Origin of the sequence: Exiguobacterium sp. RIT341, assembly GCF_000632205.1 — a bacterium.
Classification (GTDB): domain Bacteria; phylum Bacillota; class Bacilli; order Exiguobacteriales; family Exiguobacteriaceae; genus Exiguobacterium_A.
The window spans coordinates 207,348-224,562 of the sequence record NZ_JFYW01000008.1 but is presented as its reverse complement, the minus strand read 5'-3'; the positions used below and the strand labels follow the sequence as shown (position 1 = coordinate 224,562).

20 protein-coding genes are annotated in these 17,215 nt (G+C 44.7%); 13 read left to right on the top strand and 7 right to left on the bottom strand.

From position 1 onward, the window contains the following. Positions 1–143: 143 nt before the first annotated feature. Complete coding sequence (locus tag BW42_RS10070; RefSeq protein ID WP_035410449.1) at positions 144–656, top strand: VanZ family protein; 513 nt, start codon at positions 144–146, stop codon at positions 654–656. 52 nt (positions 657–708) lie between these two features. Here the strand turns inward: BW42_RS10070 and BW42_RS10065 are convergent, their stop codons facing one another. Further along, the gene (locus BW42_RS10065) at positions 709–903 is read right to left on the bottom strand and encodes a hypothetical protein (RefSeq protein WP_197026233.1); all 195 of its coding nucleotides are present in this window, start codon (positions 901–903) and stop codon (positions 709–711) included. A gap of 387 nt (positions 904–1,290) precedes the next feature. On the opposite strand from BW42_RS10065, the gene BW42_RS10060 reads away from it, so the two are divergent. After that, complete coding sequence (locus tag BW42_RS10060) at positions 1,291–2,724, top strand: ankyrin repeat domain-containing protein (protein WP_035410444.1); 1,434 nt, start codon at positions 1,291–1,293, stop codon at positions 2,722–2,724. Positions 2,725–2,786: 62 nt separating this feature from the next. Here BW42_RS10060 and BW42_RS10055 read toward each other — a convergent pair whose 3' ends face one another. Further along, positions 2,787–4,895 carry a 5'-nucleotidase C-terminal domain-containing protein gene (locus BW42_RS10055; RefSeq protein ID WP_035410442.1) on the bottom strand — a complete coding sequence of 703 codons (2,109 nt, stop codon included), beginning with the start codon at positions 4,893–4,895 and terminating at the stop codon, positions 2,787–2,789. A gap of 371 nt (positions 4,896–5,266) precedes the next feature. Here BW42_RS10055 and BW42_RS16640 point away from each other — a divergent pair, with 371 nt between their 5' ends. From BW42_RS16640 to BW42_RS10045, 3 genes are all read left to right on the top strand, one after another. Continuing rightward, the gene (locus BW42_RS16640) at positions 5,267–5,389 is read left to right on the top strand and encodes a hypothetical protein (RefSeq protein ID WP_255344369.1); all 123 of its coding nucleotides are present in this window, start codon (positions 5,267–5,269) and stop codon (positions 5,387–5,389) included. 322 nt (positions 5,390–5,711) lie between these two features. After that, positions 5,712–6,521 carry an ABC transporter permease gene (locus tag BW42_RS10050; protein ID WP_035410437.1) on the top strand — a complete coding sequence of 270 codons (810 nt, stop codon included), beginning with the start codon at positions 5,712–5,714 and terminating at the stop codon, positions 6,519–6,521. 15 nt (positions 6,522–6,536) lie between these two features. Continuing rightward, positions 6,537–7,490 (top strand): ABC transporter ATP-binding protein, encoded by a 954-nt coding sequence (locus tag BW42_RS10045; protein ID WP_035410435.1) that lies wholly within the window; start codon positions 6,537–6,539, stop codon positions 7,488–7,490. 152 nt (positions 7,491–7,642) lie between these two features. Here the strand turns inward: BW42_RS10045 and BW42_RS10040 are convergent, their stop codons facing one another. Next, entirely contained in the window at positions 7,643–8,224 is a 582-nt protein-coding gene (locus tag BW42_RS10040) for a TIGR00730 family Rossman fold protein (protein ID WP_035410432.1), read from the bottom strand. Between the two features lie 78 nt (positions 8,225–8,302). Here BW42_RS10040 and BW42_RS16325 point away from each other — a divergent pair, with 78 nt between their 5' ends. Further along, on the top strand, positions 8,303–8,476 hold the full coding sequence (locus tag BW42_RS16325) for an LPXTG cell wall anchor domain-containing protein (RefSeq protein WP_155960186.1): 174 nt from the start codon (positions 8,303–8,305) through the stop codon (positions 8,474–8,476). Positions 8,477–8,769: 293 nt separating this feature from the next. Then, the gene (locus BW42_RS10035; RefSeq protein WP_035410428.1) at positions 8,770–9,033 is read left to right on the top strand and encodes a hypothetical protein; all 264 of its coding nucleotides are present in this window, start codon (positions 8,770–8,772) and stop codon (positions 9,031–9,033) included. A 3-nt stretch (positions 9,034–9,036) separates the two neighbouring features. On the opposite strand, the gene BW42_RS10030 is transcribed toward BW42_RS10035, so the two are convergent. After that, on the bottom strand, positions 9,037–9,915 hold the full coding sequence (locus tag BW42_RS10030) for a helix-turn-helix domain-containing protein (RefSeq protein WP_035410425.1): 879 nt from the start codon (positions 9,913–9,915) through the stop codon (positions 9,037–9,039). 147 nt (positions 9,916–10,062) lie between these two features. Here BW42_RS10030 and BW42_RS16320 point away from each other — a divergent pair, with 147 nt between their 5' ends. The 4 genes from BW42_RS16320 to BW42_RS10015 all read left to right on the top strand — a co-directional run bounded on the left by BW42_RS16320 (position 10,063) and on the right by BW42_RS10015 (position 12,677). Next, positions 10,063–10,209 (top strand): hypothetical protein, encoded by a 147-nt coding sequence (locus BW42_RS16320; protein WP_155960184.1) that lies wholly within the window; start codon positions 10,063–10,065, stop codon positions 10,207–10,209. A gap of 79 nt (positions 10,210–10,288) precedes the next feature. Then, entirely contained in the window at positions 10,289–11,494 is a 1,206-nt protein-coding gene (locus BW42_RS10025; RefSeq protein ID WP_035410423.1) for a hypothetical protein, read from the top strand. Continuing rightward, on the top strand, positions 11,487–12,224 hold the full coding sequence (locus BW42_RS10020; RefSeq protein ID WP_035410420.1) for a hypothetical protein: 738 nt from the start codon (positions 11,487–11,489) through the stop codon (positions 12,222–12,224). The genes BW42_RS10025 and BW42_RS10020 overlap by 8 nt, the downstream gene beginning before the upstream one ends. Before the next feature lie 141 nt (positions 12,225–12,365). Further along, on the top strand, positions 12,366–12,677 hold the full coding sequence (locus tag BW42_RS10015; protein WP_035410417.1) for a hypothetical protein: 312 nt from the start codon (positions 12,366–12,368) through the stop codon (positions 12,675–12,677). Positions 12,678–12,714: 37 nt separating this feature from the next. Here the strand turns inward: BW42_RS10015 and BW42_RS10010 are convergent, their stop codons facing one another. After that, positions 12,715–13,134: a helix-turn-helix domain-containing protein gene (locus BW42_RS10010; protein WP_035410414.1), complete on the bottom strand. Its 420-nt coding sequence runs from the start codon at positions 13,132–13,134 to the stop codon at positions 12,715–12,717. Between the two features lie 207 nt (positions 13,135–13,341). Between BW42_RS10010 and BW42_RS10005 the strand changes: the two genes are divergently transcribed. Both BW42_RS10005 and BW42_RS10000 read left to right on the top strand, forming a co-directional pair. Beyond that, on the top strand, positions 13,342–13,866 hold the full coding sequence (locus BW42_RS10005; RefSeq protein WP_035410411.1) for a VanZ family protein: 525 nt from the start codon (positions 13,342–13,344) through the stop codon (positions 13,864–13,866). A gap of 17 nt (positions 13,867–13,883) precedes the next feature. Continuing rightward, complete coding sequence (locus BW42_RS10000) at positions 13,884–14,879, top strand: ATP-grasp domain-containing protein (protein WP_035410409.1); 996 nt, start codon at positions 13,884–13,886, stop codon at positions 14,877–14,879. A 65-nt stretch (positions 14,880–14,944) separates the two neighbouring features. Here BW42_RS10000 and BW42_RS09995 read toward each other — a convergent pair whose 3' ends face one another. Beyond that, on the bottom strand, positions 14,945–15,703 hold the full coding sequence (locus tag BW42_RS09995; RefSeq protein ID WP_035410407.1) for a homing endonuclease associated repeat-containing protein: 759 nt from the start codon (positions 15,701–15,703) through the stop codon (positions 14,945–14,947). 29 nt (positions 15,704–15,732) lie between these two features. Then, the gene (locus BW42_RS09990) at positions 15,733–17,001 is read right to left on the bottom strand and encodes an O-antigen ligase (RefSeq protein ID WP_035410403.1); all 1,269 of its coding nucleotides are present in this window, start codon (positions 16,999–17,001) and stop codon (positions 15,733–15,735) included. Between the last annotated feature and the right edge of the window lie 214 nt (positions 17,002–17,215).

Sequence of the window (17,215 nt, the reverse complement as noted above, 5' to 3'; positions counted from 1 at the left end):
ATCCATATGGATGGGGTGTTTTTGTTGTATCAGTTGTAAAAGAGGGAATGAAAAGTAAATGAGAGCAGTGTATGTACGTCTTTTGGCGTATGTTCACGATAAGCATCCATGGTAGGATGTACAAAGAGAAAGGAGCGTGCATGATGCGCCGTATACCCATTGCTGCTTATGTAGGAGGAGCCATCTTACTTTCCTTATTCGTTTTCAGTTCGATGACCTATCAGCAACAATCCCTGATTCCATTTTTGACACAACATATGCCGCTCGACTGGGTCTATGCGTTTTCGTTCGTGTCGTTCCATTATGAAGTTCCGATCAGCGTCGCGTCACTCGGACCTGCAGCCTTCCTTGAATTCTTCATTCGGAAAGGCATGCATGCCAGTCTGTTCTTCGTCCTCGGGGTCAGTCTCGTTCATTTTTTGCGCGGTCGAGGGTACGCAGCGTTACCAGCTGCTTTCTTTGCCTTCACGACAGCGATGACGATCGGTGTGTTGGATGAGTTCCATCAATTGTTGACGGGCGGACGAACACCACTCGTTGGAGACGTACTGATCGATGGTAGTGGTGCACTCGTCGGCATCGTCTTATACACTGTCATCCGTCTCTATTTGAAAGCCGATCGGATCGTTCGCGAACAAGAACAACAGCACGCATGAAAATAACCCATCGTCCCAATCCTAGGATTGAGGCGATGGGTTATTTTAGCGATTAGAACCGTTGTACCCACTCGATTTTGTACTGAGTGCGTCCGTATTCTCTTCTTAACATGTTGTCGGCTTTTTTTCGTGCTGTCTTATGATCGCCTGCTCGAACATTCAATCGATCCGTGTCGATGATCTCATCTCCGCGTAATACGTGATACTGGACGGTATAGTCCTTTTTCATGAAATTAAATAATCCCAAGTTCTTCACTCCCATATTCTTCTTCCTGTTAGTTATTATATGGGATTCCAAATTTTTCTGCAATATAAAAGAGTGACTATTGTACCACCTATCAATAAATAGTTAGTGGTTCGAATGACAGGTTGCTTTATTGTGTGAATTGCGTATAAATGCTGAAAAATCAACAAAAATCACTCTAAAATAGAATTTTAGAAATTTTATTACATAAATAATGAATATTCAGGAAAAAAAGTTACGTTATCAAGATATGTTTGAAAATATAATTTGTCTGAATATTCTTTTGGTATGTCAGGAAAGGATTCCCTTGGAACTTTGATGGAATAACCGTTAAGATAAGAAGGGATAAAAAAATACAATGAACCAAACGATAAATGAAGGAGATGACGTATGGAGCAGGAGACGAATGAACGAATCGATCCCGCACAACGGATCAGGAAAGCAGTGACACGAAAAGAGACCGCTTATTTCAGTTTGTTATTAGGCGTCGCTATTTTGACAGTGGGTGGCATCATCGGCTTAGTATTTGAAACAGGCGAGAGCGGTATTTATGCTATGTTCGCGCTAGTGATCCTGCTGTTATTACTCTGGTTACGTCAGTGGCGACGAGTATCGCGGATTCGAAGTGAAGGGGTTCGCTTGAGTGCGAAGCAGTTCCCGGAGTTATTCGAGCAAATCGGCATGCATACAGAACAATTGCAGCTGTGGCGGATTCCAGAAATCTATTTCCAGAACGATGTGAAACGACCATATGTCATCGGATTATTTCAAAAATATTTGATCGTCCTTCCGACGTCATATTTGGAATTGACAGAGGTACGACGGTTCCAGTTACTGCTTGAACTTGCACGCATTAAACGAAATCATCAAGAAAAGCAGGTGTTGCTTTGGATCGGAAGCTGGGTTCCATTTTTACGTCCGGCTTACACGCGGGCATGCGAACGGACTCGTTATCAGATGGTTCTACCGCTTGTATCCAACCAATGTGCCCGGCAAGCGATCTTTGAGGATATTCTCAGTCCAATACTTCTTGCGACGACGGATATCGTTTCCTATACAGCGGAGAAGCGTCAACAACGGACGTTTTCTGTCTTATTGTATGAAAAGCTACAGACCAATCTATCGATGCTGGAACGGCTTCGCTTGACGGGTGAACCGCTCGATCAACCCCGTCCTTTCCTACGTTATAGTCAAGGAATCGTCATCGGTCTTAGTGTTCTGACGGTCATGTTCTTCGTCAGTGCAGGGGCAGGGGTCTTGCTCAACGAAGCGGGAACGCGAACGGTAGCCAGTAACGACACGGCGACGGCAAAAACGAACGATCAGGATTTAAATGAGACGGAATTAATGGCAGCGATTCAAAAAGGAAAGCTTGAAGATATCCATCGCTTGATTCCGGAAAGTGATATGAAAGCGGTCGATGCAGATGGAGATACAGCATTGCATTATCTCGGTTACCGGAAGTCGAGCAAGGGGCTTGAATCGATCTTCAAGGAACTGCTAGAAGCAGGGAGTGATGTCAATGCCGTCAATGACTTTGGCGAGCGACCATTCATTACAGCTGTCTTCAGCAATAACGATGAACTCGTCGATCTGTATTTGAAACGAGGCGAGAAAATCAACCAACAAGATGACGATCAGTTCACGCCGCTTCATCATGCTGTCGAGGGCGAAGGGAAACAGACAGTCAAGCTATTGCTCGAGCGTGGTGCCGACCCGTCGATCAAAAATGCGGATGGCTTCACACCACTGATGATGGCACAGGAGTATGAGCTCGATGAAATCATTGATCTGTTGAAACAGCACTCAGCGCAAACGTTATAAAACAACAACCGCAGGCTCTCTCGAATGGATCGAGAAGACCTGCGGTTGTTTGTTGTATTGAATTAGTTTGGTAATTTTGATGTGTCGACGATACGACCTTCGATCTTGTAATTGACTTCACCGAGTGATTTCGTGAAATCACGTAGGTTTTCCCAGTCAGAGAGACCGAGGTCCGTGACACGGCCTTCTTCATAAGCCGTTGCGAATGGTGTGAGACCATCGCCGCCTTTAGCTGTGAAGGCATTTGTTGCGAGAACATAAGTCTTCGCTGGATCAATAAGATCGTACGTGTCACCATTTTTGACTTCCATCTTCGTGACGCGTTCACCTGCAGCTTTTGTGCTGTCGTACTCGAACTTCATACCCGAGACGTGGAGGAAACCACCGTTTTCTTTTGGCGCAACCCCAACACTGATTTCAAGAAGATTCTTGATTTCTTCACCTGTCATCTTCGCTGTCGCAAGTGTGTTACCGAATGGAAGCGTCGTTAAAACTTCTCCGACAGTGAGTGGACCAGCATCGATTGCTTCACGGATTCCGCCACCATTTTGCATTGCGATAACTGTTTCAGGGTTGTATTCCTTCGCTTTTTTGAGCATACCATCTGTGATCAAGTTTCCAAGAGCTGTTTCGCTGTTGCGAACACTAATTACATTCTCATCTTTGACACGAGGGTTTGGTAAAGCATTGACGATGTTCGCGCCAACTTCTTCATTTCTTAACTCGGCGATTTGATCCGCGTAAGGTTGAAGAATTTTTGTAGCCTCAACGTCAGCTTCTGCTTTTCCAACTTCGATTAATGAACCTTTATAGTCCGTGATATGACCCTTGTAATCAAAGGTTAAGTTTAAGTTACCTAGGTATTTTCCGTATTGGAATGCCTGTGTAACTAAAGTGGAGTCCGTCTTTCCTGGTGTGTTTTTACTGTTGAAAATGACTGGCTCATCCAATTGTGTATGTGAGTGTCCACCAATAATAACATCAATTCCTTCAACATTTGCGGCTAACAATTTATCGTTATCAATTGCTTCATTGTCATCATAACCGATGTGTGTCAACGCAACGATTTTGTTGACGCCACGATCTTCAAGCTTTTTGACAGCGGCTTTAGCACTAGCGATATAGTTCGCGAACGCCACCGTACCTGGGCTTGCAATATCTTTCGTTTCTTCTGTCGTCAGACCGAAGAAACCGATTTTTTGACCTTTGTATTCCTTGATAATCCCTTGATAAATCTTACCGCGCTCTGGTCCTGCAGTTATGGTTTTCTTTTGCAGACCGTTGAATAGTTCGTTTTTGCTGAAGTCGACGTTCGCTGTGATGAACGGGAATTTCGCAGCTGTGACGAAGTTTTTCAATGCGAGGTTATTGTCAGTGTCTCCAAGATCGAACTCGTGATTACCGAATGTCATCATGTCGTATTTCATGTAGTTCATTAATTCAAGGTCGGCTTGACCGAGGAACTTGTTAAAGTAAAGTGACCCAGAGAAAACATCGCCAGCATCGAGAAGTAGAGAAGGAATACCTTCTGCTCTATATGATGCTCTTAATTGCTTAATTACAGTCGCTCTTTTTGGTGCATCATCAATGTGAGCATGCGTATCGTTCGTATGCATCAAACCTATTGAGAAATCGTCTGTATTAATATCAAGCACCGTGATTTTTACTTTTAATGTGATTGTCTTCCCAAGACGTGTATAACTTGCGACCGCATATTTCACACCCGCTTCGCTCGTATCAACTTTCGACCAACGGACTGGTTTGTCATAGATACGACCTGTCGCGTAGAGAACAGCCAATGTTTTTGGCAATTCTGGCTTTTGATCAACGTAAATCGTTTGATCCGCGACTTTCTCGACGAACTTCACTGCATAGTTCTGGATGTAGATCTTGACTTCGATTGGATTCTTTTTCTTACCGTATGTGCCTTTGACCGTTTGGTAACGGTTGAACGCATGGCGATCGTAAGATTTCCATGTGATCTTCTCACCTTTATATGTAGCAGGGAGTTTGACCGGAGCACCTTTCGTGAAGACGAGTGACTTGAGTTTGACCGTTTTGACTTTGACATGCGTTGCAGCCGAAACTGTCGTTTGGGCAACCGGCACGATTGCCGATGTCGTCAGGGCGACAGCAACAGCTGCCGCGTAAAGCGGTTTTGATTTGTACATACGTAAAAATCCTCCTTCAAGAGTGGGGTATGAATGCAAGGTCGAGCTGCGATCGTTGACCTCTTCTTCTACTATAAAGGGTTCGGAAAGCTTCGTGGGATGAACCTTTTGTAAATAACGTAAATTCTTAGGTCCGACAACATGACAACCCACGGGAGTCGTTCGTTCGATGTAATTTAAATCCGAACGTTCGCTTTCTTGATTAAATGGTAACGCTTTCATTATATCTTGTCTCGAATAAAAATGAAACGAAAGAATATGAACAATCGTTAAACATTCCCATTAAATGTCGATTTTTTAGTAGTCGGAAATTGCTAAATATTGTATGATGTCAATATACAAGCAGTTCGGATGAAAAGGGGCAACGCTGGATGAATGATAAGATTCGAGGAGGCGTTCTTGTCGGCATTATTTGTGTGATTACGGTTCTCCTCGTATGGGGACTCGCTTCTCCACCGACGACGATCGAATTTCCACATTTTAATCATGCGTAAAGGAAACAAACTAGGAGATGACCGGTGGTTACCCGCCGGTTTTTTCGTGCCTGAAAAACTACAGTTTGGTGTCGGTTCGTCCAATACATTGACACGCTTTTTCCCGATGGCTAGAATTGATTAAGTGTATACAGGAAGTATTGCTTCTATCATGCACGAGTAAGCGAAGAAGGAGGCGAGTCAGAATCGACCGGGCAAGGTCCCGTTCACGCGGAGGGAGCGTTCGTTTGAGCAATCGCGGACGGCATCCGTCTTTTTTGAGTGGAATCAACGAATATGAAAATAAAATACATGTATCATGAATCGGAAGGAACTTACACTTATGCTGAAAGAAATGAGAAGTATCATCCGGGAACAGGTCGATAATTTCCCCCTGATTCGCCGGTTGGCGCGATATGAAATCAAATCAGCGCATGCAGAGCAGCGCCTTGGTCTTTTATGGGAGCTCCTCAATCCGGGTCTCCAAATCTTCATCTACTGGTTCGTCTTCGGAGTCGGTCTGCGCGGAAATAAAGACGTCGACGGAAACATTCCATTCATCGTCTGGCTCCTTTGCGGGATTGTCGTTTGGTTCTTCATCAACGATGCGTTGCTTCGGGGGTCGAATTCGATCAACAGCCGTCTCGCGATGGTAACGAAGATGCGTTTCCCGATGAGTGCGATTCCATCGTATGTCATCTTGTCACGGATGTATCAACATTTTGCGATGCTTGCTATCGTCATCGTCGTCATCATTGCAAACGGCATCCCGATCACATGGAAACTGCTTCAATTGCCGTATTATATGATTGCCACATACATTTTCGTCTATGCATTCTCGCTTTGCTTTTCGACACTCGTCACACTCGTCAAGGACATCCAGCTCTTCTTGCAATCGATGATGCGGATGCTCTTTTATATGACACCGATCCTTTGGAACATCGAGCGGTTCCCGGACGTCTTGCATGGTGTCCTCCGCTTGAATCCGGTCTACTATCTGGTCGAGGGATACCGGGCGAGCTTGCTCGGCGGACATTGGGTCTGGCAAGAATGGCCAACGGGTCTGTACTTCTGGAGTATCACGCTCCTCTTATTCTCAGCCGGAACGTTCTTGCACATCAAGTTCCGTAAATCATTCACTGAGCTCGTTTAAGGGAAGGAAATCGCCATGTCTATGATTAAACTCGACCATGTCACGAAACGCTTCGACATGGTCACGACTACGAAAGAAAAATTCAAGCTCTTGTTCAAAAATCAAAGCAAGAGCGTTAAAACATTTACAGCTTTACGCGATATCTCACTTGAGATCGGAAAAGGAGAAGTCGTCGGTCTCGTCGGAATCAACGGTTCGGGTAAATCGACGCTCTCGAACCTGATTTCAGGGATCATCTACGCGAACGAAGGAAACGTCGCGATCAACGGAGAAGTCGCGATCATCGCCGTATCCCAAGGATTGAAGAACGTGCTGACAGGACGCGAGAACATTCGCTTGAAATGTCTCCTGCTTGGGATGGACGATGCGGAAATCGAACGTCGGATGCCTGGAATCATCGATTTCGCGGATATCGGTGACTTCATTGATCAGCCAATCAAGAAATACTCGAGTGGGATGAAGTCACGACTTGGCTTCGCAATCGCTGTCAATGTCGATGCCGACATCTTGATCGTCGATGAAGCATTATCGGTCGGTGACCAAACCTTCTATAACCGTTGTATCGATAAGATGAACGAATTCAAGGACGAAGGCAAGACCATCATCTTCGTCAGTCACTCGCTCTCGCAAATCAAGAGTTTCTGTGAGCGTGTCGTCTGGCTCGAATACGGTCAAGTTCGACTCGACGGGACGACGAAGGATGTCTTACCAGAATATAAGAAGTTCCTCGCAGAATATAAGAAATGGTCAAAAGAGGAACAACATCAGTACCGTCGCGATCGCTTGAAGGAACAAGCAGCAAATGCGCGGTCCGGAAAAGAAAACGTCGATGCTGACGTCAACGTAAAACATCCTGGCTGGATTTTATCAGGTCTCGGATTACTCGCGATTGCAGCAGGTAGTTTGATGGTCATTGACGAGACACCGTCTTTGACGAATCTTAGCGACGCAATCATGAAGTTCTTCTAACGTTTTACCAGATGCCTCTGTGCATCTGGTTTTTTTGTGCCCAAAGAGTAGGAATCCTGAAACGGAGTGGAGAAAACTAGTAAGTGAGAGAAGAAATATCGGAAGAGTATGCGAATTCATCAAAAAAAACGGAGTCGAGGACTCCGTTTTCATCAGGTTTGTGAGCGATCCATATACGTTTTGACGCGTGGCGCTTCATATGTGGCGAAGCGTTCTAAGAGACGATCCGGATCCGATTCGACGATCAGCATCGCTCGGTGTTCGGGAATCAAGAATCCTTGACATTCCATCGTGTCGAACAGGGCAATCAAGGGGTCATAATACCCGTCAATGTTGAGTACACCACACGGTTTTTCATGCAGACCGAGTTGAGCCCATGTGAAGACTTCGAAAAACTCTTCCATCGTTCCGGGTCCGCCAGGAAGAATAATGAAGCCATCAGCAAGCTCTGACATCTTTGCTTTCCGCTCGTGCATTGAGTGGACGAGATGCAATTCAGTCAGTCCCGGGTGTGCTAATTCCTTCTCTTGTAGAAAGTGGGGGAGGACACCGATCGCTTGACCTTGAGCCGCAAGCGTAGCGTCCGCGACAGCTCCCATCGTTCCAACGCGGGAACCGCCGTATACGAGTCCGATGTCGCGTGCGGCGAGCGCTTGACCAAGCTTCCCGGCAGCCTCGCGAAAGACTGGATGCGCACCATCTTTAGAACCACAAAATACTGCAAGTCTATTCATGAACAGAACCTCCTTTGTTATTGTCACCATAGCATATTTGGTGAGCGGACGGCAGAGGAGACCAGGAAGGAGATCGGTATGCGACCACGTACGATCGTTTGGCTCGTCCTAATTATCGCAGCGATTAATTTAGGACTTGGGATATGGATGCCGGATACGTCGACTCGGACGACAATTAGTTCGATACTACTAGGTGTGATTCTCATACTCGGTATATTTTATGTCATCGCGTTACGACGATCATCAAAATAAAGAGAGCTGGTTCGACTCGTGTGAGTTGGACTAGCTCTCTTTTTTGTTTGTTAGGAAATTTCATCATGATGGAATATTCAAAAAAATCTATTTTCATACACAAGTTCGACATATTGATGGATGATTTGTAAAAAAAATGCAGTATTCAGGACATATGACCCGCGTCAAAAGTAATAGAAAGTGAAAATAATGTGTAAAATACCATAAATATTCGTATTCGAATATTCAGAGGGGGTCTAAGGTTATATGATGTTGTTACGAAGCCATACGAAAAATAATAGGAGGTTAACTATATGAAATTGAGTAACAAAATAGTTATAGGATTAGGGGCACTCCTATTGAGTGTCGGCGTTGCGAATACTAACCTTACAAATGATCAAAATCAATTTGCTAAAAAAGATTTACCGTACGAATACTCTGTAAAGCAAGTAGCAAAAGATTTGCCATATGAATATTCTGTAAAACGAGTAGCGAAAGATTTACCGTATGAATACTCTGTAAAGCAAGTAGCAAAAGATTTGCCATATGAATATAGAATCGTTAGCAATAAAGCATAAAATTTAGACTAGATATTCTGATTTGTTTTCTAGTATGAAATACTGATATTCCTTCATCTTTAGTAAATCGAAAAAAACGAGAGCACGCTGATATGAAAGTTTTATTCGTTGATGATGTTCATGCGCATTAAAGCGCTCTAAACAAGCGCCTTGTTGATAATAAAGCTGTCCAAGCATTGACATGTCTTTATATTTCAAACTTTGTTCAATGCCTTCTTCAATGACTTTTAAAGCGTAGTTAGGTTCTTTCAATTGTAAAAGTGTTTTAGAGAAGTTATATAAAATACGAATACGATCTAAAACTAATTCTTCATTTTCAAAGTCTAAATCAATTAATTCTTCATAAACTTTCCTGCTATGAGTGAAGTTTTTATTTTCAGAATATAGATTCGCAATTGCTGATTTTATTCGAATTATCATACTTGGTGAATAAAAAATTGAAGAGTATTTTTCAGACAGTTGACGTAAGACTACAATACAAGTTCTGTAGTCAGTCATATTTAACTTATGAGCTGAAATACTATTATAGTAGTTAAGCAACAATATGACTTCTTCATCTATATTTGGTTGCTCTAACTTAGATTTGGTCTCATAGTAAATTTTATCAAATTCGTTATTTCGAAACTTTTTTAATAATTGTTCATCTAATTGATAAAACGCTTCACGATAATTGGCATGATCAAAGAATGAAGAAAAAGGAACTTGTAGTTTTTTAGATAGTGCAAAGAGAAGCTCAACCGTTGGTGAATGGGTACCACTCTCGATCTTACTGATCTCTGCTTGACTGCAAATTCCGTTTGCTAAATCTTTTTGTGTCAGATTATGTTTCTTTCGCAGTCGGCGTAATGCTAAGCCGATTTGCGGTGACATGAATTGATCCATCGGCTCCTCGTCCTTTCGTGAAGATTGAACTGGTACAGGGTACCAATTTCTATTATAGAAGCGAATGGAACGGGATACCACTGATTTACTTGATTTCGTATCAATGTTTCAACGACCATCTCACTTGATTCAGAAAGGGGTACAACCATGACACTCATATTAAAAGAAACGCGACGTAACATGACTTCTTGCGCTTGGTGTCTCAATCCTGCTACCGTCTCCGTCGCCCCCCTCGCTCATCGGGAAATGGACCGGACTAATACGAAACAAAAAGCAACTATCAAATCGGCTTAATACACAAAAAAAGGACTTCATTCGGATCGTAGAGAATGAAGCCCTTTTTTCAATCACTTGAAGAGAAAGGAGAGAGGACATGATCGGATTATCACTTTTATCGGAACAAGACGGCTGGTTACAACGTTCCTTGCCATCCCTCGCGATGCAGACTTTTTGTGAGGCACATCGTATTTCAATCGATGCCTTTGATTATGATACGCATACGTTTCATGATTTACTCGATTACATGGATTTTCAGGAATATGAGCACTACGTCTTCGTCCTCCAAGGAGAAGGGGAGCGTACGTTGCGTCTCGTCGCGTATTTGCAACACGAGATGCTACACGTCCAGTTTCATTTGATCCGGCAGAACGGGGAGGTTCTGTTCGGTCAACCGGATTTCCTGAACGGTCTCTTCTTACCGCAGGAAGAGATACGGGTTTCGGCATCCGTTCCAGCAGTCCATCATGCTCTCCTTTCGTTGATGACGGGTGTCTATCCGGCATCCGTGCCGCACCATCCGCAACCGCTGCGTCATATCTATATCGAGGACAGCTCATTGTTGGACCGGATTCCAGTAGACAGTTTTCAATTGATGACGATCAATAGTGTCATCTATTTTGACCATCCGATGCGGCACGATCTGCCAATCATCGAACTGATGAGTCGGACTCCGATTTTGTTGACGTTCTCAGACAGTTTATCTCCGTCACTTGCGTCACAGCTGACGGTTTTATCTCGCGACGCACTTGCCGAGTGGTTACAAGACTGGCAGCAAACGGGGTGCATTCAAAACGATCAATCGATGGGGATTCTCGATTATGCGACATTAAGCGGATTACGCGTCTCGCATCGCCTGTTCTTTTTTGCGGATGGGATTTACGCTGATCGACAAAAAACGATTCAGTTGAGTGCGGATATTTCAAGCGATATTGAATGTCTTCGAGAACAGCAATCTCAACCGGAGGCGCTCGCGTCGCAAACGGAACTGGAATTGTTTCCGTTGTTGTATCAACTGGCAGGATCGTTTAAAGGGACGAGCCGTTTCATCACCCCTTACTCGGATCTTGAATTACCCCGTACGTCTGGACGGATTGGACCGTTAACATTGATCGGCATTCAAAATGAGGAAGGGTGTTTTGCGTTCGATCGAACGACGTTACGCCTGTTCGAGACGAACGAAGCATTCCTCTGGATTTTAGAAGCGGATCAAAAGGAACAATTCGACGTGTTGCCAGAGCGACTCGGCGCAGACTATGCGGAAGCGATTCAGCATTACAAGGAGTTGATGTATCATGGGTGAGGTCTTATTTGGTCCGTTTTTGCGTAAAGGTAGCTACTCCCGCGTCCAAGTGCTCGATCATGTCCAAGGAGATGAACGATTTGGTCGATTGTACCAAGAAGCACAACAGTTAAATGAAGTCGATGAGTTGATGCTCTATCGACGTTATCTACAAAAAGGAGAGCGGATCCTGTTTCATGGAACGTTTGATCCATCCCTCTTTAATCTTTTATCGGACGAGGGGTATGACCTTTATCTGATCGAACCGGAAGCTTCGCGGACGAAGCAAATCGCGGAGGCGTATCAGCATAAGGTTTATGGATGGAGTCATGACGTGACGGACGTCGTCGGACCTGAGTATTTTGACCGGATCATCTTACCGGGAACGACGATTTTACGTTATACGCGTGGGGAACTGCTGTTGTTCTTCCGCAACATCCGTCAGTTGCTACGACCGAGCGGACGCTTGCTCGTGTCCTTGTATCGCATCGATCATCTGAAATCAATTGTCCATCCGATTGCGACACGACGCTTTCAAAAGACATTACTTTTCTATGGCTATCACATCGATGGGGAGCGTCTTTTGTTCAACGCTTATCTCAAATCCGGACAAGAGGAAAAAGTCAGTTATGCGGTCGAATATCTATACGAACCAAAAACGCTGTTTGAATTTGCGATGTTATCGCGTTATCATGGACAATTTCTATATGAAGGAAAGACAATGATGGTATTGGAGTTCGAAAAACAATAAATGCAAAATATAATGTAATAATAAAATAAAAAATATATGTAATATATTGGTTTGAATAGGTCTAAAGACTGGGTAATGAGATACAGTAGTTTCCTTTGCACGATTCAAAGTACATCATAAGAAAGAGGAGCCGGATGTATCATGGAAAATCAGAGCGGAAGTACCTTTCAACAAAGTTGTCTATCGTTCATTGAGACCTTGTTTCCAGACGAACCTTTTCATTTCTTAGAAGAATCGAAAGCGATGGACGCCTTTGGTTATCCCGGCCGTCAATTGTTTTTCTCTTCATCTGCCCGTACTTTGAAATTCACTGTACTCGAGCAGGCGCATAAGCATTACGCACGTGTATTCGTATCCGAGAAAACAAGCGAAAATATGTTTTTTCGTCAGTTATTAGAAGCAACATATGACGACAATCAATTATACATCGATCATATCGTCCAAACAGAATAAAAAAAGAGATCAAAATCAGCTGATTTTGATCTCTTTTTTACGCTTCGATAGAAGAAAGACCCCGCTTTAATGCTTGATCAATGGACGTTGCCATCTCATCCCGGACAGGTGATGAGACGAGTCGACCATCAAAATAGATTTCCTTCGATAGACTGAGATGAACCAATAAATCTTCAAGAATGAGCTTTAGATCAAGCGGTTGCGATGGTTCAAGCGCTTGTTGCATGAATTCACTCAATGAAGGATGCTGTACATACTTCGGATCGATGAGATCAATGATCGTCGTGTCTAAAGCAAGAGCCAATCGTTCCAAAACTTGAGCAGAGGGAATGCGCTGACCACGTTCGTAAGCGGAAATGTCCGTTGCTGATTCACCACACCGTTCACCTAAAAATTTTTGAGTATACTTGTGTTGTTTGCGCAATTGCATGATTTTTTTACCTAGTGCACGATTCATGGCACTCCACTCCTATTCTTCAGCTCATTCTTTATAGTACTAATTAACCACTTTCATTATAAAAGAAACCTGATAAATGTAAAATATCGTTTTTCAAGGAAACTAAAAAAATGAACTGGGTTAAAATAGAAATTGATTTTCGGAGATAATCGCCTATCGTTTCTGTCCGTGCTATTCTAAAGTGATATCACATAAGGGAGTGTCTTCATGAAAAAAATCACCTGGTCCGGCTATGTCGTCCTTGCCGTCCTATTGATCCTCTTCATCTCAAGTTCGATGCCCTATCAGGAGCAATCGATCAAACCTGGTCTATCTCGCTATATCCCATTAGGATTCGTCGATCATCTGCGATTCATCTCCTTCTCGTATCATGGAGAAGTCAGTGTAGCGGCGCTCGGACGCAGTGGATTCATTGAATTTTTCATTCGTAAAGCAGCGCACGTCTCGACGTTTCTCGTATTAGGTATCGGCTTGATTGATTTGACGCGTCGTCGTTTGACACCGGGTCTTGACGTCTTGTTCGCTTACTCATTAGCAATCACCATCGCTGTGTTTGATGAGTTTCATCAAATTTTAACGGGTGACCGGACTGGTCTTGTCCAAGATGTGCTACTCGATGGAACCGGAGCATTGATCGGAATCGGATGTTATCTGCTCGTTCGTAGGAAAAAAGTACAGCGCCAAGCAGGAAGTCTTTCTTTCTGGCACGAAAAGAAAAGGCATCACTTTTAACGAAGGAGATTGCCACTATGAAGACTTCCCATTTGTTGATGACAAGCGTCGGTCGCCGGACGAAACTGGTCGAGTACTTCGTCCGTGAGATGTCGGACGGTCGCGTCAGTACTGCGGATTGTAATCCACTTGCACCGGGTCTTTATATGACGGAACGTCATCATCTTGTTCCGCGCATCGACGCACCGGGGTATATCGATCATCTACTGAAGTTGTGTCAGCGGGAAGGCGTAACGGCGCTGTTGTCATTGATCGATCCCGAATTGGAGTTGCTCGCAGCGGCAACAGAACGATTTGAAGCGATCGGTGTCACGGTCCTTGTCTCACCGATGGATGCGTGCCAGTTATGCTTTGATAAATACGCTATGTATACGTATTGTGTCACGGAAGGGATTGCCCATGCACGAACATATGCGACACTCGACGCATTTAAAAATGCGCTCGCGCAAGGGGAAGTCGCATTTCCAGTCTTCGTAAAACCACGTAACGGCAGTGCTAGTCTTCATGTCCAGGTTGTCTCCTCCCTTCAGGTCGTCGAAGGATTGTTCGCTGTCCATCCGAATTTATTGATTCAGGAATACTTAAGAGGACAAGAACTTGGCGTTGATGTGTATGTCGATTGGCTGACGCATGAAGTGACGGATATCTTCATTAAGGAGAAACTCGTCATGCGCGCAGGAGAAACGGATAAGAGTCGCTCCGTCAAACGCGACGACGTCTTTGAATTGATTGAGCAGGTCTTAGCGGGAACTCGTCTCGTCGGTCCACTAGATTTTGATCTGTTCGATGTTGACGGAACGCTCTACTTATCGGAAATCAATCCACGATTTGGTGGGGGGTATCTTCATGCCTATGAATGTGGGGTCAATTTTCCGAAAGCGATCCGAAACAATCTCCACGGGCAACGCAATCCTCGACGAATCGGGGCGTATACGGAAGACATCTATTTGTTGAAGCACGATACGGTGACACTATTGCCGGCATCTCTACTTGAGCAGATCGAAAAATCATGATACGCACGAAAAAGGAGTGATCCGGTAACGTACCGGGTCACTCTTTTTTAGATGGAAGAAAAGGATTAGGAAAGAGAAACGCGTGCACGCTTGAGGCATTGCACGGCGGAGGTCCAGCTGCCGAAGAGGGCGTTGATCGTCGAGGTGCTCGGAACCGAGCGACCTTCTGCCCATTTTCGGTAATGGATGATGCTGAGAGAAGGTAATTCTTCTTGTGCCTGCCGCAGTGCTTCAAGGACGTCTTCTTCGACCCATTTCCGGCGAGGTGGAGCGATGTCAAGGCAAGCGAGAGCATCTGCCCACGAACCATATTTACGGGCAATCGTCGCGACTGTCGGATGTCCATTTTCCTGTGCCCAAATCGCATACGTCTGTGTTGTCAGACGCGAAAGGACATCGGAAGCTTCAAGTAAAGCAGTGATGATCCGTTCTTCCGTCATCGAGATGGAGCGTGTCATCTCGATCTGTGCTTCTTCAAGCGCACGTGACCAAGAACCGAAACGTAAGTTGATCAGCGTCAAGGATGGTCCGTGTTTGGCTTTTGCCCACTCCCGGTAGCTATTACTATGGAAGGGATGTAAACGTGTCGATGCTTCCTTGATGAAAGTAAGAATCTCTTCATCTGAAAAATACGGACGGATCGATGAGAGACCAGCAGCTTGGAGTGCTTCACGCCAAGAGCCGAATACATTGATAATCGTCGTGATCGATGGAATGTCTTTTCCGGCCGACCAGCGCGCATATGTCTTTGCGTCGAGAGAGGGATATTCGATACTAGCTTCGATCAGGCTATCGATGACTTGTTGTTCTGTCCATTTCTTCATGATGTCATACCCCTTTCGTGTAGGTGCGTCTAGGTGTGGGTACTGTCGTGAGGTGGAAGTCGACGAAGCGACGCATAAGCAAGAAGGCTGAGCCAAATGAAATAAAATCCACTCGGTCTGACGAGAACACTTTCCGTGAATTGGAGTAACCCGAGCCAGCTGGCTAGCAAGAGCGCGAGGAAAGCGAGATCCGTCGTCTGAATGCGAAGCAGTCGATAAAACAGATACAGAAAGACTGCACCGTACAGCAGACAACCGATGAGACCGAATTCGTAGAGAAACGTGATCGGTGTGCTGTGAAATGTATAAAGAATCCGTTCCCCGAGTTGTTCCTGCAGTCCACGTGGGGCACTTCCAATCCCGTGACCGAACCAGAGCGCGTCAGCGGAAGCGTGCCATCCTGCTTGCCAAAGCGTAAATCGTCCGTTAAGACTGAGAAGACGGGGAAGCAGACCTTGAAATGCGAAGACGGCACATAAGATCAGGCTTCCTGTCACATAACAGGCAGCTACCTGCATCCGGCGTCTCGTTCCCGGAACCATTCGAATACTCGTCAAGAGTGCCAGGAGGACGAAGGAGTAGATTCCTGTCTGCGAACCGCTCCTTAGCAAAGCAATGACGATCAGGAGTAAGAAAACAGCGTGCAGAAGACTTTGCCAACGTGGAAACTGTCGCAGTAGATAGACCCAAGCAAGCAGTCCTCCCGGAACGAGCCACGCTGCGAACGTATTCGGATTGTTCATCAGTCCAGCAAGGCGAAGGAATGAACCTTGCTCTCCGACATACAGCTGAGGAAACGACAAAGGACCGATTCGAAGCCATTGTAGGTTTTCGACCGGAACATACTCTGTGCCAAACGAGACGATGAGTGCGTAGGAAGCGAGAAAGACGGCTTGTCCGTAAAGGAAGTAATACAGAAGACGATGCCATTGATCGATCGATGTACGTGAGAGCGAAGAGACGATGCCGACGAAAAGCCAAGTCGAAATGAGGTAAAGCGAAGCAAGGACACGATCCGTATTCGCGTTAAAAAAGAAAAATACGATATGAAATGTCAGATAAATCAGAAAAATAAATCCGATTTGATGTCCAGTTGTGCGATTGACGCGATAGAACGGTCGTAAGATGAACCAACAGACGCTGAACAGAACGATGTAGGCAGGAAGCAACCAAAGTGACCACTGTTTCGGTAACACTTCGTCCGTAAAGGATAGAGGACGAATCCAAGCATCGAGCATGATCCAAATGACTAGGATGGATAAGGCAAACGATGTGGGTATATTGGCTGATTTTAACATGATTTCTAAAGACTATCCACCCTTCATATAGGACTTATTACCGATTCAAATACTTTTTAATCGTCAAATTTGTATTTACCCTCATCTTTTAAAAAATCATGCATACCAATGAAAAAATATTAAGAAAAACGCAATCATTTTTTCGTGAATCGCGTTTTTTTTGTGACATGAATTCCTGCTGTGAACTCGCGTCACGCAAACGAGATAGCTACCG

Bases quoted from the DNA above. Each gene is read 5' to 3' on its own strand.
- BW42_RS10010 (WP_035410414.1), bottom strand. From the start codon at position 13,134: ATGAATCGTGCACTAGGTAAAAAAATCATGCAATTGCGCAAACAACAC.
- BW42_RS10025 (WP_035410423.1), top strand. From the start codon at position 10,289: ATGATCGGATTATCACTTTTATCGGAACAAGACGGCTGGTTACAACGT.
- BW42_RS16320 (WP_155960184.1), top strand. From the start codon at position 10,063: ATGACACTCATATTAAAAGAAACGCGACGTAACATGACTTCTTGCGCT.
- BW42_RS10015 (WP_035410417.1), top strand. From the start codon at position 12,366: ATGGAAAATCAGAGCGGAAGTACCTTTCAACAAAGTTGTCTATCGTTC.
- BW42_RS16325 (WP_155960186.1), top strand. From the start codon at position 8,303: ATGCGACCACGTACGATCGTTTGGCTCGTCCTAATTATCGCAGCGATT.
- BW42_RS09990 (WP_035410403.1), bottom strand. From the start codon at position 17,001: ATGTTAAAATCAGCCAATATACCCACATCGTTTGCCTTATCCATCCTA.
- BW42_RS10000 (WP_035410409.1), top strand. From the start codon at position 13,884: ATGAAGACTTCCCATTTGTTGATGACAAGCGTCGGTCGCCGGACGAAA.
- BW42_RS10055 (WP_035410442.1), bottom strand. From the start codon at position 4,895: ATGTACAAATCAAAACCGCTTTACGCGGCAGCTGTTGCTGTCGCCCTG.
- BW42_RS10060 (WP_035410444.1), top strand. From the start codon at position 1,291: ATGGAGCAGGAGACGAATGAACGAATCGATCCCGCACAACGGATCAGG.
- BW42_RS10030 (WP_035410425.1), bottom strand. From the start codon at position 9,915: ATGGATCAATTCATGTCACCGCAAATCGGCTTAGCATTACGCCGACTG.
- BW42_RS09995 (WP_035410407.1), bottom strand. From the start codon at position 15,703: ATGAAGAAATGGACAGAACAACAAGTCATCGATAGCCTGATCGAAGCT.
- BW42_RS10005 (WP_035410411.1), top strand. From the start codon at position 13,342: ATGAAAAAAATCACCTGGTCCGGCTATGTCGTCCTTGCCGTCCTATTG.
- BW42_RS10070 (WP_035410449.1), top strand. From the start codon at position 144: ATGCGCCGTATACCCATTGCTGCTTATGTAGGAGGAGCCATCTTACTT.
- BW42_RS10020 (WP_035410420.1), top strand. From the start codon at position 11,487: ATGGGTGAGGTCTTATTTGGTCCGTTTTTGCGTAAAGGTAGCTACTCC.
- BW42_RS10040 (WP_035410432.1), bottom strand. From the start codon at position 8,224: ATGAATAGACTTGCAGTATTTTGTGGTTCTAAAGATGGTGCGCATCCA.
- BW42_RS10035 (WP_035410428.1), top strand. From the start codon at position 8,770: ATGAAATTGAGTAACAAAATAGTTATAGGATTAGGGGCACTCCTATTG.
- BW42_RS10050 (WP_035410437.1), top strand. From the start codon at position 5,712: ATGCTGAAAGAAATGAGAAGTATCATCCGGGAACAGGTCGATAATTTC.
- BW42_RS10045 (WP_035410435.1), top strand. From the start codon at position 6,537: ATGTCTATGATTAAACTCGACCATGTCACGAAACGCTTCGACATGGTC.
- BW42_RS16640 (WP_255344369.1), top strand. From the start codon at position 5,267: ATGAATGATAAGATTCGAGGAGGCGTTCTTGTCGGCATTATTTGTGTG.